Consider the following 14467-nt stretch of genomic DNA (forward strand, 5'->3'; position numbering starts at 1 on the left):
CCTACAGAGGAAAGCGATAGACGATCGCCCCAGTATCTTTGACATCAAAGGACGCGTTGAGCACCTGAGCTTTTTGATCGAGAAACGCTTTGGCCTGCTCAACCGGCATCTGCGCCGCCGCCGCAAACTGGACAATGGTGAGATCACCGGCCTGACTTTGAAGCAGCTGTAAAAAAAGCTGCTCCTGTTGGATTGATACTGCCTGGATTGATACTGCCTGAGATAACTGCTGGTGGTTAGATCGCAAATGCCATGCCAGCCAGGTGCCTAGGGCCATGGGAGCGACACCAAACATGACCAACGCTAACCCAGTCTCGGCTCGATCTTCCCAGTCATCATCGTCGGAACCCATCAGTTGGGTTGTTGCTAAAAGCGTGATGGATAGCCCAAATAGCAAACAGGCTCCAGCCAAGGCCTTTTGTAACTTCCGCATAGCCGTCTCCTCTACCGGTCGCTCTCGGTTTTGACGGTTATCGTAACCCTTATATCTCCAGCTCGCCCATGGAGATTGGCCACGTCTAACCCTCTTTATCATAAGAAGCAACTCAGTTGCCCTGGCGACTTATTTCAGCGAATACTTCATTGGGCAGACCAATCCACCTGGCTCGTAGACGCCTATAGGGGAAAGCGATAGACTACGGCCCCATTGTCTAAAACGTCGAACGAGGCATTTAGCTGCTGCGCTTTTTCGTCGAGGTAGACTTTGGATTCTTCCAGCGACAGTTGGGTGGCGGTGGCAAACTGAATTACTGTCAGGTCGCCTTTTTGGTCTTGAAGGAGCTGGAGAAACTGCTGCTCTTGCTGGTCAGCTAGGTCTTCTAGCGATCGCTCGTGTTGCTGGCGCAGGTTCCAGATTAACCAGCCGCCCAAGGCCGTTGGCGGCAGGCCAAAGAATGCCAGGGCAGCCATCAACCCCGATCGATCTTCAGGGGAAGTATTGGGGTTGAGGCTCTCAACCGTTGCCATCATGATGATGGGCAGCCCAATGATCAAGCAAACCCCAGCCGACACTTTTTGTAGCAGCCGCATAGACATCCTCTACAGATCTAGATCGATTGTGGCAGTAATGTTGCCCATCAATGCCCCTAGCTTACCCGCAGATATTCAGCCCGTTGAGGCTCCATTCAAGTTGCTTAACTCGATGTTCAGCAATTTAAACGGAGTTTAAGACTTAGGCACGCCAAGCAAACAACTGCTTGAGCACCGACAGCCGAGAACAATCCCAATAGTCAATATGAGAAATCACCTTGCCATCGTCCCCTAGCCCTAGCTCGCTGCGACCGGGGATCCTCATGCGCGGCTGCCATGGTACCGGAGCTATCCAACTCAGCGTCCAGCGGGTGTCAATTTGGCTAGGGCTAGAGTAGTCGATCCCGTGCAGTTGCAGGTCAACATCTTTGAACCAGTGGCTGATGAAACTAATCATGCGCCGATAGCGATCGACGCCGCGAAATTGGTTTAGCGGATCTTTAAAGTAGACATCCTCAGCGTAGAGGTGGTAGCTCTGATCGTAGGGGAACCGCTCGTAGTCGAGGCGAATCTGTTCGAGAATATCCACCTAGAGAATCTGGGAGAGAAACTTCTGGGTGCGATCTTCGCGAGGATTGCTGAAAAACTCTTGGGGGGTGTTTTCTTCAATTAGATAACCACCGTCCATGAGCACGACGCGATCGGCCACCTCGCGGGCAAAGCCAACTTCGTGGGTCACGCACACCATGGTCATACCCGAGTCGGCCAGGCCGCGCATCACATCCAGCACTTCCCGCACCATCTCAGGGTCGAGGGCGGAGGTGGGTTCGTCGAACAGCATGACTTTGGGCTGCATGGCGAGGGAGCGGGCGATCGCCACCCGCTGCTGCTGCCCACCCGACAACTGACCGGGGAACTTGTGGGCCTGCTCTAAAATCCCCACCCGCTCTAGCAGCTGCATGGCAACTTCTTGGGCCTTAGCCTTGGGCCAGCGGCGCACCCAGATCGGGGCCAGAGTCACGTTTTGCAGCACAGTCAGGTGGGGGAACAGGTTGAACTGCTGAAACACCATGCCCACCTCACGGCGGATAGCCTCAATATTTTTTAGGTCGTGGGAAATAGTGATGCCATCGACCTCAATGGAGCCCTTCTGATAGGGTTCGAGGGCATTGAAGGTGCGAATAAAGGTTGATTTGCCTGACCCAGACGGCCCCATTACCACCAGCACTTCGCCCTTATAGACCGTCATGCTGACGCCCTTGAGCACGTGAAAGCCGTTGTCATACCACTTTTCCACGTCGCGGGCGACGATCACGGGTTCGGTGCTCATGGCATGGGCCGATGGGTGCTCCGTCTGAAACTGTGTCATGAAAGGGTTCCTCTTTATCGCGCCCTCGGGGCTGCTAACAACTCATGAATTGAACGTTTTCACCATAGCTCAACCCGACAGGCGGGGACGCTAGCGCAAGATAATGCTATTTTGCCTTAACCCTAGGAGGTTTCTGGATTCCAGACTGTCAACTGTTACACGGAGAGATATTTTGCCGGGGGCATCTAGTGTTCGGTGTTGAGCTTCTCCTCAATTTTGCGGCTGGCCAACGACATGGCGTAGCAGAAGAACCAGTAAATCACCGCTAAGAACAGGTAAACCTCGGCGTAGCGCCCCAGATAGGCCGGGTTGGCCAAGATAGATTTACCGATGCCCAGCAGTTCTGCTAGGCCCACAATCGACAGCAGCGTCGTGTCTTGAAATAGGCTAATAAACTGCCCCACGATCGCCGGAATCGCGATCTTGAGCGCTTGGGGCAGAATGATCAGGCCCAGGGTAGCGGGGGTATTGAGCCCCAAAGACATAGCGGCCTCGCGCTGGCCGCGAGGCACCGCCTGCAAACCGGCGCGCACGTTTTCGGCCAGGTAGGCGGCGCTAAACAGAGCCAGCGCAATGACCGCCCGCAAAATGCGATCGGGCCGCGACCCAATCGGCAAAAACAGCGGAATCATCACCTGACCCATAAACAGGAAGGCCACCAGAGGCACCCCTCGCACCAGCTCAATGTAGGCCGTAGCCAACCAGCGCACCACCGGCAGGGCGCTGCGCCGCCCCAAAGCCAGCAGCAGCCCCAGCGGAAAGCACAGCACAATGCCACTCACCGCCGTAAACAGGGTTAGAACTAAACCGCCCCAGTCGTTAGTTGAAACTTTGGTCAGCCCAAAGCCGCCGCCTAGCAGCCAGAGAGCAACAAAATACGACAAAAACCAGGCTAGCGAGATCCCCTTGCCCACCCCAGGAAACTTGCGCCCAATCTGCCGCCCCGCCGCCGCTGCTCCAGCTACTAGAGCAACCATTGGCAACAGCTGTAGCGAGCTGGGTCGAGTCGGCGGAAACAGCACAATGAATGCACAAATGCTCCCTAGACCGATTAGCACATTCCGGCTAAACAGGGTGGAGACATTGCGCCCCAGCACGCCCCATGACAACCCTGCTAACCCACAAATCACGGCCAACAAGGCCCAAATACGAGGATAGAGACCCGAGGGAAAGGTTCCGGTCATAAACAGACCAAAATTATTGGGTATGACCTGCCATTGGGCGACGGTCAAGGCCCAAAAAACAAGGCGAAAAATACCCCAGCCAAAGATACCGACAATGACAATGGTCAGTAGGCTGTTGAACCAGTCGCTAAACAGATTTTTTTTGGCCCAAGCCACTGGCCCTAGGGCCAGCACATCAGGACGTGCAGAGGAGAGAGAGTCGGGTGTTGCGGAGGTCATAGCTTAGCGCTCCTTAAACTGCACAGATCGGTTGAACTGGTTCATCACTACAGTTATGAGTAGACACAGGGTTAAATAGGTGGCCATCATGACCACAAAGACTTCAACCGGTCGGCCAGTTTGGTTGTAGGTAGTGGTGGCGATCGAATAAATTTCGGGAAAGGCGATCGCAAAAGCTAGGCTAGAGTTTTTAGTCAGGTTCATGTACTGACTGTTCATCGGTGGAATAATCACCCGCAGCGCCTGGGGAAACACCACCAGCCGCATCACCATACCGGCATTTAGCCCGAGGGTGCGGGCAGCTTCCCACTGCCCCTTCGACACCGACTGAATGCCCGCCCGCACAATCTCTGCCACAAAAGCAGAGGTATAGAACACCAGGGCCGTGAGAGAGGCCACATATTCCCGCGACAGACGCAGACCGCCGGTTACGCCACCTCCTTCAACGCCCTCCGGTATAGTCCAATCCATACCCAGGGTAATAATGGCCAGCCAGACCAACCCCACTACCGCCAGAGCAATGGACTGAGCTTGGCCCCCAACCCCAGTTTCAATGCGAATTTTGGTGCGCCAGCGCCAGAGATAGAGGGCGGCGATCGCCGCCCCAACCGTAGCCGCAATGCCCAATACCGCCAGCAGCGCACTACTGGCCCAGGGAATATAAACCCCCCGGTTATTCAAGAAGGCAAGACCCAGGACCCCGATCTGCGCTTCGGGCCGGGGCAGCGCGCCAAAGATGGCAAAGTACCAAAAAAACAGCTGAAGCAGCAGCGGAATATTTTGCACCAGCCCCACATAGAGACGGCTGAGCTTTTGCAACAGCCAATTCTTAGAAAAGCTCGCCACCCCAGCCACTACGCCCAGCAGAGTGGTCAAAACAATACCGCCTACTACCAGGGTCAAGGTATTGCCCAGGCCCACCATCAGCGCCCGCCAGTAGGGATCGTTAGGGCGGTATTGAATCAAACTTTCGCCAATGCTAAAGCCAGCCGGGTTCCGCAAAAAGCTAAAGCCAAAGGCCCGCCCCTGCTGAATCAGGTTGCGGTTCAAATTGCCCAGGAAAAAGCTCAACAAGAGCAGGACAACGATCAGCGTAATTACCTGGAAGGCGATCTTCCAAAAGCGCTCATCTCGCAGCATTGCCTTAAGGTCAAAGGTTTTGCTGCCGCTATCGTGGGCCATTTACGTCACCTGTGGTGTATCAGTGCAAGGTATATCAGTGCAAAGGGAGCAGTTCTGGCGCTGTAAGCAAAATAATCTAAGAGCGATGTCAAGAAAAGTTCAATTTGTTACAAGGATTTATGAAAAAGGCGCAGTCGAGCTGCGCCTTTTGACAGGGTTAATCGGGAGTAGAGGGTTTCGGTGAGAGCTAAAGACTCCCACCGAGCAGCGGGCGTTCCCTAGCGGAAGGGGGGAGAGTACATCAGGCCACCCTCGCTCCACAACGCATTTTGGCCACGCTCTAGGGCAAACTCAGAGTCAGCGCCGACGTTGCGATCGTAGACTTCGCCGTAGTTACCCACTTGGGTAATCACCTGCACCATGAAGTCGTTGGGCAGCCCCATATCGGTGCCCAGAGTGCCCTCTTGTCCCAGGAAGCGGGCAATGTCAGGGTTTTCAGTAGCTTCAAAGGTGGCAATATTCTCAGAGGTAATGCCAAACTCTTCGGCCTGGATCAACCCATAGGTGACCCATTTGACAACGTCATACCACGCAGAATCGTTGTTGGTGGTTACAGGCCCCAGGGGCTCTTTAGACATCGTGACTTCGAGCAGGGTGTGCTCGTCGGGGTTGGGTAGGGTGCTGCGGCGAGCCACTAGCTGCGATTTGTCAGAGGTCATGCCCTCGCAGCGGCCTTCGTCGTAGGCCGCGTAGGCGGCATCGGCATCCTGAAACACCACCGGCTCAAAATCAACATTGAGCTGGCGCATTTGGTCAGTTAGGTTGAGCTCAGTGGTGGTACCGGTCTCCACGCAGATGGCCTTACCGGCAAAATCTTCCAGGCCAGCGATGCCGCTGTCTGCACGCACCAACATGCCCTGGCCATCGAAGAAGGTAGTAGGCGCAAACTCAAGGCCCACGCTGGTGTCCCGGCTGATGGTCCAGGTGGTGTTGCGCGAAAGCATATCAACTTCACCGCCCGAGAGAGCCGTAAAGCGCTCAGTCGAGTCTAACCGGCGATATTCTACGGCTTCGGCATCGCCCAAAACGGCAGCGGCTACGGCCTTACAGATATCGACATCAAGACCGGTGTAGGTGCCGCTTTCATCCACAAAGCTAAAGCCCGGAATACCACCATCCACGCCACAGATCAGCTGTCCACGCCCTTTGACGACATCGAGACGGCCCCCACCTGCGGGAGCGGCTTCCCCATCGCCTGTGGCGGTAGTGGTTCCGCCACCACAGGCGGCCAGCGTTAGCCCGAGGGCAGCTGCGAGTAAACCCCACTTGCGCATGAATTAATCCTCACTCACAAAAGACACTGCAAAACTTATACCCAAACCGTTGGAGTGTTGCACTGGGTTAACACTCCAACGGTTTGGGTTTTCATTTTGCATCAAAGATAACAATATACTGGCGGGGAGTCCAAACCCATCTGGATCCGTCTGGCTTGACGGTCTAACTTACGCCGCGTGATACTAATTTAGTGCTCCTGCGCCAGGTCGCGAATTAGGGGGATTTTGTCGCGAATGTAGTGATGAAGCTGATCGGCTTCGGATTGATTGATTGGCTGCTGCCCAACAAATTGCTCTAACAGCCAGCACACTAAACCATGGTCATCTAGAGCGAGAAGATGACTGCTCTGGGACCGTTCTACCAAAGACCACAGGTGTCTCAGAAGCTGAGGGTTCATAGCAGCTGTTAATAATTTCTTTAGATTTATACTAGAGCATTGACTCACTGGCGCAACAGGGTCAATAGATTATTAATATTTCCTAAGGAAGCTATAGCCATCTATCTTGGGTTCGAAGTTTTTTTAGTCTCGGTGGAAGCTGCCCAGGCCGTGGGACGAGCGACGGTGCAGATGCCCTCTACAGCGATGCCGCTGCGCCGCAGAGCCTGGGCTGCCGATTGAGCAGTGGCTCCGGTGGTGAAGATATCGTCGAGCAGCCAGACCGTAGATCGTTGGAGCGCCTTGACTTGGGCTGAGTTAACGGCAAAGGCCTGATCCAGATTTTGCTGGCGGCTGCAACGGTCGAGGCTGTGCTGGGCCTGGGTAGCCTGCACGCGCACTAGGCCATGGCTGTAGAGCGGCAGCCCAGTCAGCCGACAAAACCACTGGCCGATCAGGTCGGCTTGGTTAAAGCCCCGTTGCTGCAATCGGGTGGGGTGGAGGGGAATGGGGACGATCGCCACCGGACGAGCCTGTTCCCTAGAATGAGGGTTGTGATCGAGCCAAGTTTGCCCTAGCTCGGTGCCCAAAAACTGCGCTAGTCCCGTGTGGCCATTGTATTTGAGGCTGCCGATCGCCTGACGCAGGCTGTCTTCGTAGCGCCCCCAGCTCAGTACTGTCAAATCTGGAATACTGCGATCGCAGGGTGTTGGCGACTGGCACTGACGCACCTGGCGGCAGCAGCCGGAGCAGAGCACGGCCGCTGTTGATCGCTGACACAGGGGGCAAGGCTCGGCCAAAAACAGGCTGAGCAGCTGGCGTTTGCCCTGGCCGAGCCAGGTCTGAATAGAGGAGCGGCTGTGCATGCGATCTGCCCTAATAGCTAATGGCCGAGATGGCGCTGGATCTATTGTCAGAGCCACAGCGGGCAGAGACGAGGGTAGAAATAGGGATCTCTGGTGGGAAAGCACCCTATCCCACTAGCAGGGTAGAGGGCGAAGACGATGGCCATCGCGTAAACTCATAGATATAAGATATTGACTTCAATAAAGCGCTTCGTTGCGATCGCCCCTGGGCACTGCCAGTCGAGAGTTGGGGCAGGCTAAGCAGCCGCAGGGGCTAGCGGTGCTGGCGTTATAAAACCGAATACCTTGGCCACCTCCCTCACGCGACCGCTGAGGACTAGCCCTGTACCCCAGAATGACCTGGCTTCGACAACTGCACACGCTGGACATCGCTGATCTGCGGGCCGTCGGGCAGAAAGCATATTATCTGGGCTTGCTCAAGCAGCAGGGGCTGCCTGTGGCTCAAGGTTGCGTACTGACGGCAGCGGCCTGGCACCACAGTCTAGAGCAGATGGCCTGGCCCAACGGCGATGGTGATCGGCTGGCTTCAGTGTGTCAAAACGGATTCAGAACCCTCCAGCAGAGCAGCCAGCAATGGCAAAAAGCTCTGCGAGACATTCCTGCGATCGCGGCGATCGCAGACAGTGGGTTAGATTGTCCCGAGCCCGATGGGTTTATTCCTGCCGCCTGGATGCTGCGCGCATCGCTTTGGGTAGACACGCTGGGTTTGAACCAGGCAAAGGCGTCTAGACTGCTAAGCCCAGGCCTGTTGTCGGCCCAGATTGAATCTGACTGGGCAAATCTAGCCGGGGCGCTGCCACAGTTTTGGAGCCAAGCGCTAACGGCTCGCTGTCTACCCGTCTGGGATCTCCACTGCAAGCGGCTGCGTGATCTCAGCCTGGCTACGCTGATTATGCCGGTATATCCAGCCCTGGTGTCAGGCACGCTCATTCTGAGCCAAGAGCAAATTACTGTGACGGCGGTAGTGGGGCTAGGCATGGCCCTCACCCAGGGAGAAGCCATTCCAGCCTGCTGCTGGATCAGCCCCGGCCAAGTAGCCTCAGCGACTTGGCTACCAGGGTTTCAGGAGCGCATTTACCAGCTCAGGCCCGCCTCTAAGTACCGCCCCCGCCCATTGGCCAGTGCCCAACCCATTCAGGTGATCGATCGCGATCGCCCCGAGCTGACCGCCCCCCTCACCCAAGACCAGCTCGTCCGTCTAGTGCAGGTTGCAGAACGGGCTCAAACGGCTCTGGGTGGAATTGGGGCACGTCTAGAATGGCTGCTACACCCCAGCGCCAACCCCGACCAGCCCACCTTGATCATCACCGAAGCCGCCCCTTGGCCCGCCCCGTCGGTGACGGCCCCCGCCCCAGAGCGACCACCCCCAACCCGGGCTCGGTCGCAGCCCCCGCTACTGCCCTTGGCCAGCACGGTCGTACGCGGTATTGGGGCGGCAGCGGGGTGCATTCAAGGGGTTGCCGTAGTCGCCCAACGGCCCCAAGACTTACCGAAACCCCTCCCTGAGGGCTGCATCGTGGTGCTACCCGACCTGCAGCCCGATGTCTTCTTTCAGCTGCCGTCGGTGGCGGGCATTGTCACCGAGCGCGGCGGTGCCACTTGCCACGCGGCTATTTTGGCGAGAGAGGTCGGCATTCCGGCGGTAGTGGGTGCGCCCCAAGCCACCCAGCTGCTCGACAACGGCATGGTGCTCTGGCTCGACGGCGATCGCGGTGTAGTCTATGGCCTCACCGATGAGGCAGCGGCCTCGTTTCGCCCCCCGGTGGCCCCGGTGCCTGAACCGCTACCCACCAATCAACCGGGCCGCTACCATCGGCTACGTACCCAGGTCATGGTCAACCTCAGCCAGCGCCAGGGCTTAGCCAACCTGTCTCTCAACCATGTAGCGGGCATTGGCCTACTGCGATCGGAATGGCTCTTGCTGGAGGTGTTAGAGGGCCGCCACCCCTGGGATTGGGTCAACCGGGGCCAGGAAGCAGAGCTGCAAAGTCGACTGGTGCAGCAGTTAGAGCCAATTTTGCAGACCCTAGGGCCTAGAACCCTGCGCTATCGCAGCCTCGATCTGCGATCGCACGAATGGCAGGCCCTCCGAGGCAGCCCTCCGGTAGAACCCAACCCAATGCTGGGGCTGCGCGGCACCCTGAGCTACGACATTGACGATCGCCTATTTCAGGTCGAGCTAGGGGCATTAGCCACTCTGCAACGGGCTGGCCATGGCAACCTACAGCTAATTTTGCCCTTTGTGCGCAGCGTCGAAGAAGCCATTACCTGTCGCCAGCGGGTCGAGCGGGCCGGCCTCACCGACGTCACCGGCTTTGCCCTGTGGATTATGGCCGAGGTGCCCTCGGTGTTATTTTTGCTGCCCGCCTACGCCCAGGCCGGTATTCAGGGCATTGCCATTGGATCTAACGACCTTACCCAACTGCTGCTGGCCATCGATCGCGACCAGCCCACCATGGCTTCCGCCTATGACGAGCGCCACCCGGTCGTGCGCCTGGCCATGGCCCACCTGGTGCAGGAGGCCCGCCGCAACGGCTTGCTCTGCTCGATCTGCGGCCAGGCTCCAGTGCGTCACCCTGAACTGATTGCCGATCTAGTCGGCTGGGGAATTAACTCCATTTCGGTAGAAGCGGCGGCGCTGCCGTTTACGCTGGAGGCGATTTGGCAGGCGGAGAATGGTGGAGGGAGTGGGGGGTGAGGGAGTTGGGGGGGTGGGGGAGTTGTTTTTTTTAGAGAATAGGAGGGATAGGGAAGTGTCATCTTGGCTTGGGGGATTGGCCCAACAACCGGACAGATGACCGATAATAACAACGTTGTGCAGACCATTACCCCCTATGTCTCTTCCTTCTAACCTCGCCACCCTAGACGGTGCCCCTTTAGCCCCCGACGTGCTAGCCGACAAGGTGATTCTCTTTGTGAATGTGGCTAGCAAATGTGGCCTGACGCCCCAGTACAGTGGTCTAGTGGAGCTGGATAAGGCCTATGGCGATCGCGGCCTTGTGATCGTGGGCGTGCCCTGCAACCAGTTTGGCAAGCAAGAGCCCGGCAGCCCTGAGGAAATCAAAGACTTCACCAAAACCAAGTACGACGTTGACTTTACCCTGCTCGAAAAGCAGGATGTCAACGGCCCCGATCGCAGCCCCCTCTACCAGTTTCTCGTTGGCGACGGCCCCGACATCGGCTGGAACTTTGGCAAGTTTTTGGTCGGTCGCGACGGCCAGGTAATCGAGCGCTTTGAGCCTCAAACCCCTCCCAACGACCCGGCTCTCAAAGCTGCGATCGAGCAGGCGTTGGGCTAGAGTGCGATCGCGTTCAAACAGCATTTCTAGGCCAAAGCAATTCAGCGCAGGTTTACAGGTTGAACCACTCAAACGGTTCAACCTGTAAACCTCAACGGCAAAGTCAGGGCTTTGCGATCGGCTCAAACCTTCGCCGAGGCCAGAATCACGACGACAGCACGTCCCGCAGCAGGTCTTGGTGCATGAGGGCGCGATCCACCCGCGAACTGATTTGTTCGGGCGACAGCGGGTCGCCGTTGGCATAGACCTCCAGCCAGGTTTGGGTCATCTGCTCGGGACTATCTGGCCAGCGATGGCTCACCGCTTGGGGGTTAAGGTCAAACCCCGGCAGATCGAGATCGGTCATCAGATGGCTAACCTTGGGGTCATAGCTGAGCCCAAAGCAGCGACAGCCCTCAGCCGCCGCCATAATTAGCGCATGCAGCCGCATGCCCAAAGTCATCTCGACACCTCTAAACAGCCCCTTGAGCTGGTGTGGGTCAGCCAAGGCATAAATATGGCTAGGGCCAGGCAGCCGGGGCTGGATATATTCGGCAATGGGCAAGTCTTTGATCGGCTGAAAGGGCACCAGCAGCAAGCAGGTCTGGGTCGCCTTTTGAAACGAGGCCAGAGCCTGAGTGAATTGATCTAGGCGACTTTCGGTCAACCAGGGATGGGGTCGCAGGGCAACGGCCACCCGAGGAGCAGGCAGATCCCACAGTCCGTCTACTGGCGTAGATTCCAAGGCCCACACTGGGTCTGGGGCCTGCATACCCGGCACCTGCCAGCGAGCCAGCCACGCCGCCGACCCATTGTCCCTCACGCTGACGGCATTGCAGTGGCCCAGGGCGTAGCGACCTAGTCCCTGACTGAGAGGGTGACTGAGGGGGCCAATGCCCTGTCCCCAGGCGATGGTTTTGAGCCCCAACCACTGGGCGAGCACCATCAGCCCGCCATAGTAAACCGGGTTTTGCAGACTGGTGGCGTCTTGCAGCAGACTGCCGCCTCCCCAAATCAGCACATCGGCCCCCCGCAGCGCACGAATGACTGGGCCTAAGGCCTTGCGGGGCACAGTTTCTACGCCGTAGCGCTGGGCGGTTTCGACGGGGTTGCCAGACAGCACCACGGGCGTTACCCCCGCAGGCAGCATTTGCAGCAGGGTAGCTAGCAGGGCTTCATCACCGCCGTTGCCCATGCCATAGTAGCCACACAAAACCGCTCGCATTCTTACCTGCCTCTAGCTAACCCGTGGGTCAAACCGCTATACGCCATACGCCGACCTCTCTACAATAGAGGCTGTTGTTACGCCCTGAACTCCATGCACGCCCTCTCGCTGCCCACCTGGATGATCCATATTTCAAGTGTGCTGGAGTGGATGGCGGCGATGTGGTTTATTTGGCAATTTGCCACTGTGACTCAGCGGCTAGTGTGGCGCTGGCTGGCGATCGGCATGCTTCCCGCCCTGGTGAGCGCCATGGCCGCCTGCACCTGGCACCTATTCGACAATGCCCCTGGGCTCGCCTGGCTAGTCACCCTACAGGCCGCCATGACCGTGATCGGCAACGGCACCCTCTGCCTCGCCGCCTGGTGGATCTGGCGACAAAGCAGTATCTCGACCGCTAGCCCCAAGTGAACCCAAACTTAGTACCTGAGAACGCTAAACGTGGCAAGGTCTAGCGGTCTAGGGTTCAGAGTTTGAGGTATACGGTTTAAGGACTGCTGTGAACCTTAGCCCCCATTAACTTCGGCTTGGCAAACTACTAACGAATTTTAGAACTGCGGATTTGAATAAAAGATTGTCTGCCTAAATTCTCTTCCCTCCACTCTCCTACCCATCCACCCCCTACCCATCCACTCCCTACCCATCCACTCCCCACCCATCCACTCCCCACACCCAACCATGCTCGACAAAAACACCCTCTTCGCCATGTCCCTCTTCCCCTACCTGGGGTTTCTCTGGTTTATGACCCGTACCCAGGAGACGCCGCGGCTGGCACTAACTGGCTTCTACGCGCTGCTGGTATTTGTGGCAGTAACTATTCCAGCAGGCATTTATGCCAAGGTGGGGCTTGGGGAAGAGCTAGCTAACGTGGATTGGCTCCACGGCAGTGCAGAGGCGTTTTTGACGCTGTCAAACATTCTTGTGGTGCTGGGGTTTCGCCAAGCGGTTGTGCAGCATCGGGCTGAGGCACAGGGGGAGAGTGATTAGTGGGGAGGGAGGGTGACGTTTAGGCGGATGGAAGATGAGGGGAATAGGGGGGATGGAGGTGGAATTCATGCTTTAGCGCCTCATCACCTTCCCCACCTTCCTCTCCCTCCCCGTCTTGCGAACCTTCCTCATGCTCATTCCAGGCCAATAAACTCCTCTGCGGTAGTGGGATGAATCGCCAGGGTGGTATCAAAATCGGCTTTGGTGGCACCCATGGTCACGGCGATCGCAACTCCCTGCATCAGCTCTGCGGCGTGGTTGCCAACCATGTGCGCCCCTAGCACTCGGTCGGTGGATTTTTGCACCACTAGCTTGATTAGGCCCTGGGTCTCTTGATCAGAGGGTCTGTAGTACAAAGGCTGAAACCGGGAGCAATAGGTTTGAATATCGTCTTTGCCAAACTTTTTGGCGGCTTCTGCTTCGGTGAAGCCAACGGTGCCCATTTCAGGCGTGGTAAACACAGCGGTGGGGATGGTGTCGTAGTCGAGGGTGACGGGTTGGTGGTCAAATTCGGCATCGGCGAATAGGCGGCCCTCCCGGATCGCTACGGGGGTGAGGCTGACGCGATCGATGACGTCCCCGATCGCAAAGATGTGGGGGACGGTGGTGCGATAGTGAGCGTCGACGGCGATCGCCCCCTTCTTCACGGTCACACCGGTATTCTCTAGCCCGAGGCCCTTCACGTTGGGGTTGCGTCCGGTGGCCGCCAAACTGACCGCATCGCTGAGCACGGTCTTTTGCCCCTGCTCAGTGGTTACGGTCAGGGTTAAGCCTGACTCGCCGGGGGCGATCGCAATCTGATCGCTATTGGTCACCATGGTGATGCCCTGTCGCTGCATCGCCCCATGAATTTCACGGCGCAGGTCGTCATCAAAGCCGCTCAGTACTCTGTCACCCTGAATGATTTGGGTAACTTCGGTGCCCAACCCATTGAGAATGCTGGCAAATTCGCAGCCGATATAGCCACCGCCAATAATCACCATGCGCTTTGGCTGCTGGGGCAGATGAAAGATATCGTCGGAGGTAATGGCGTGCTCAATACCATCAATATTGTTGGGCCGGGTGGGCTGACCGCCAGCAGCAATCAAAATTTTGGCAGCGGTGACGGTGGTTTCGCCCACGGCGAGGGTGTGCTCATCGACGAACTGCGCCCGATGGCGAAACATCTCTACGCCTGATTTGTCGAGCAGGTCTTGATAGACACCCCTGAGGCGATGCACTTCCCGATCGATGGCGGCAATTAGGGTGGGCCAGTCAAACCGGCGCTCCCCAACGGCCCAGCCGTAGCTGGTAGCCACGTCAGACTGTTCTGCAAACTGAGCGGCATAGACCATCAACTTTTTGGGTAAGCAACCGCGATTGACGCAGGTGCCGCCTATCTGCCTCGCCTCCGCTAGACCCACCCGGGCACCGTGGCTGGCAGCTCGCCGGGCTGCCGCTATACCGCCAGAGCCGCCACCAATTACTAGTAAATCAAAGTCGTAGGTCACGGCATTCCCCAGGGTAGTATCGCTCTCTAGGATTGACCGCAATCTATCTT

At 57.3% G+C, this 14467-nt stretch carries 15 protein-coding genes; 4 read left to right on the top strand and 11 right to left on the bottom strand.

Annotation, left to right across the window (positions count from 1 at the left end; genetic code table 11):
- Position 1 precedes the first annotated feature (1 nt).
- The 9 genes from H6G07_RS02360 to H6G07_RS02400 form a co-directional block, all read right to left on the bottom strand.
- Positions 2 to 433: a hypothetical protein gene (locus tag H6G07_RS02360; RefSeq protein WP_073606603.1), complete on the bottom strand. Its 432-nt coding sequence runs from the start codon at positions 431 to 433 to the stop codon at positions 2 to 4.
- A 182-nt stretch (positions 434 to 615) separates the two neighbouring features.
- Entirely contained in the window at positions 616 to 1029 is a 414-nt protein-coding gene (locus H6G07_RS02365) for a hypothetical protein (protein ID WP_073606602.1), read from the bottom strand.
- Between the two features lie 142 nt (positions 1030 to 1171).
- The gene (locus H6G07_RS02370; RefSeq protein ID WP_073606601.1) at positions 1172 to 1558 is read right to left on the bottom strand and encodes a C6orf136 family protein; all 387 of its coding nucleotides are present in this window, start codon (positions 1556 to 1558) and stop codon (positions 1172 to 1174) included.
- Positions 1559 to 2338 (bottom strand): amino acid ABC transporter ATP-binding protein, encoded by a 780-nt coding sequence (locus tag H6G07_RS02375; RefSeq protein WP_073606600.1) that lies wholly within the window; start codon positions 2336 to 2338, stop codon positions 1559 to 1561.
- Positions 2339 to 2523: 185 nt separating this feature from the next.
- Positions 2524 to 3741 (bottom strand): amino acid ABC transporter permease, encoded by a 1218-nt coding sequence (locus tag H6G07_RS02380; RefSeq protein ID WP_073606599.1) that lies wholly within the window; start codon positions 3739 to 3741, stop codon positions 2524 to 2526.
- Between the two features lie 3 nt (positions 3742 to 3744).
- Positions 3745 to 4923: an amino acid ABC transporter permease gene (locus H6G07_RS02385; protein WP_084172824.1), complete on the bottom strand. Its 1179-nt coding sequence runs from the start codon at positions 4921 to 4923 to the stop codon at positions 3745 to 3747.
- 218 nt (positions 4924 to 5141) lie between these two features.
- Positions 5142 to 6197, bottom strand: a complete 1056-nt coding sequence (locus tag H6G07_RS02390) for an amino acid ABC transporter substrate-binding protein (RefSeq protein WP_073606598.1) — start codon at positions 6195 to 6197, stop codon at positions 5142 to 5144.
- 188 nt (positions 6198 to 6385) lie between these two features.
- The gene (locus H6G07_RS02395; RefSeq protein WP_073606597.1) at positions 6386 to 6595 is read right to left on the bottom strand and encodes a hypothetical protein; all 210 of its coding nucleotides are present in this window, start codon (positions 6593 to 6595) and stop codon (positions 6386 to 6388) included.
- A 101-nt stretch (positions 6596 to 6696) separates the two neighbouring features.
- Entirely contained in the window at positions 6697 to 7440 is a 744-nt protein-coding gene (locus H6G07_RS02400) for a ComF family protein (RefSeq protein ID WP_073606596.1), read from the bottom strand.
- A 334-nt stretch (positions 7441 to 7774) separates the two neighbouring features.
- On the opposite strand from H6G07_RS02400, the gene H6G07_RS02405 reads away from it, so the two are divergent.
- A complete protein-coding gene (locus H6G07_RS02405) occupies positions 7775 to 10138 on the top strand; it encodes a putative PEP-binding protein (protein ID WP_073606595.1) in 2364 nt (787 codons plus the stop codon).
- A gap of 136 nt (positions 10139 to 10274) precedes the next feature.
- Positions 10275 to 10739: a glutathione peroxidase gene (locus H6G07_RS02410; RefSeq protein WP_073606594.1), complete on the top strand. Its 465-nt coding sequence runs from the start codon at positions 10275 to 10277 to the stop codon at positions 10737 to 10739.
- A 145-nt stretch (positions 10740 to 10884) separates the two neighbouring features.
- Here H6G07_RS02410 and csaB read toward each other — a convergent pair whose 3' ends face one another.
- Complete coding sequence (csaB, locus tag H6G07_RS02415) at positions 10885 to 11943, bottom strand: polysaccharide pyruvyl transferase CsaB (protein ID WP_073606593.1); 1059 nt, start codon at positions 11941 to 11943, stop codon at positions 10885 to 10887.
- Positions 11944 to 12036: 93 nt separating this feature from the next.
- Between csaB and H6G07_RS02420 the strand changes: the two genes are divergently transcribed.
- Together H6G07_RS02420 and H6G07_RS02425 are read left to right on the top strand one after the other, a co-directional pair.
- Positions 12037 to 12351: a DUF2499 domain-containing protein gene (locus H6G07_RS02420; RefSeq protein ID WP_073606592.1), complete on the top strand. Its 315-nt coding sequence runs from the start codon at positions 12037 to 12039 to the stop codon at positions 12349 to 12351.
- A 267-nt stretch (positions 12352 to 12618) separates the two neighbouring features.
- The gene (locus H6G07_RS02425) at positions 12619 to 12927 is read left to right on the top strand and encodes a DUF3593 domain-containing protein (protein ID WP_073606591.1); all 309 of its coding nucleotides are present in this window, start codon (positions 12619 to 12621) and stop codon (positions 12925 to 12927) included.
- Positions 12928 to 13061: 134 nt separating this feature from the next.
- Here H6G07_RS02425 and gorA read toward each other — a convergent pair whose 3' ends face one another.
- Complete coding sequence (gorA, locus tag H6G07_RS02430) at positions 13062 to 14417, bottom strand: glutathione-disulfide reductase (RefSeq protein WP_073606590.1); 1356 nt, start codon at positions 14415 to 14417, stop codon at positions 13062 to 13064.
- Between the last annotated feature and the right edge of the window lie 50 nt (positions 14418 to 14467).

It is taken from the genome of Phormidium tenue FACHB-1052, assembly GCF_014696675.1.
Taxonomy (GTDB): domain Bacteria; phylum Cyanobacteriota; class Cyanobacteriia; order Phormidesmidales; family Phormidesmidaceae; genus Nodosilinea; species Nodosilinea tenuis_A.

Bases quoted from the DNA above. Each gene is read 5' to 3' on its own strand.
- H6G07_RS02360 (WP_073606603.1), bottom strand. From the start codon at position 433: ATGCGGAAGTTACAAAAGGCCTTGGCTGGAGCCTGTTTGCTATTTGGG.
- H6G07_RS02365 (WP_073606602.1), bottom strand. From the start codon at position 1,029: ATGCGGCTGCTACAAAAAGTGTCGGCTGGGGTTTGCTTGATCATTGGG.
- H6G07_RS02375 (WP_073606600.1), bottom strand. From the start codon at position 2,338: ATGACACAGTTTCAGACGGAGCACCCATCGGCCCATGCCATGAGCACC.
- H6G07_RS02380 (WP_073606599.1), bottom strand. From the start codon at position 3,741: ATGACCTCCGCAACACCCGACTCTCTCTCCTCTGCACGTCCTGATGTG.
- H6G07_RS02385 (WP_084172824.1), bottom strand. From the start codon at position 4,923: ATGGCCCACGATAGCGGCAGCAAAACCTTTGACCTTAAGGCAATGCTG.
- H6G07_RS02390 (WP_073606598.1), bottom strand. From the start codon at position 6,197: ATGCGCAAGTGGGGTTTACTCGCAGCTGCCCTCGGGCTAACGCTGGCC.
- H6G07_RS02395 (WP_073606597.1), bottom strand. From the start codon at position 6,595: ATGAACCCTCAGCTTCTGAGACACCTGTGGTCTTTGGTAGAACGGTCC.
- H6G07_RS02400 (WP_073606596.1), bottom strand. From the start codon at position 7,440: ATGCACAGCCGCTCCTCTATTCAGACCTGGCTCGGCCAGGGCAAACGC.
- H6G07_RS02405 (WP_073606595.1), top strand. From the start codon at position 7,775: ATGACCTGGCTTCGACAACTGCACACGCTGGACATCGCTGATCTGCGG.
- H6G07_RS02410 (WP_073606594.1), top strand. From the start codon at position 10,275: ATGTCTCTTCCTTCTAACCTCGCCACCCTAGACGGTGCCCCTTTAGCC.
- csaB (WP_073606593.1), bottom strand. From the start codon at position 11,943: ATGCGAGCGGTTTTGTGTGGCTACTATGGCATGGGCAACGGCGGTGAT.
- H6G07_RS02420 (WP_073606592.1), top strand. From the start codon at position 12,037: ATGCACGCCCTCTCGCTGCCCACCTGGATGATCCATATTTCAAGTGTG.
- H6G07_RS02425 (WP_073606591.1), top strand. From the start codon at position 12,619: ATGCTCGACAAAAACACCCTCTTCGCCATGTCCCTCTTCCCCTACCTG.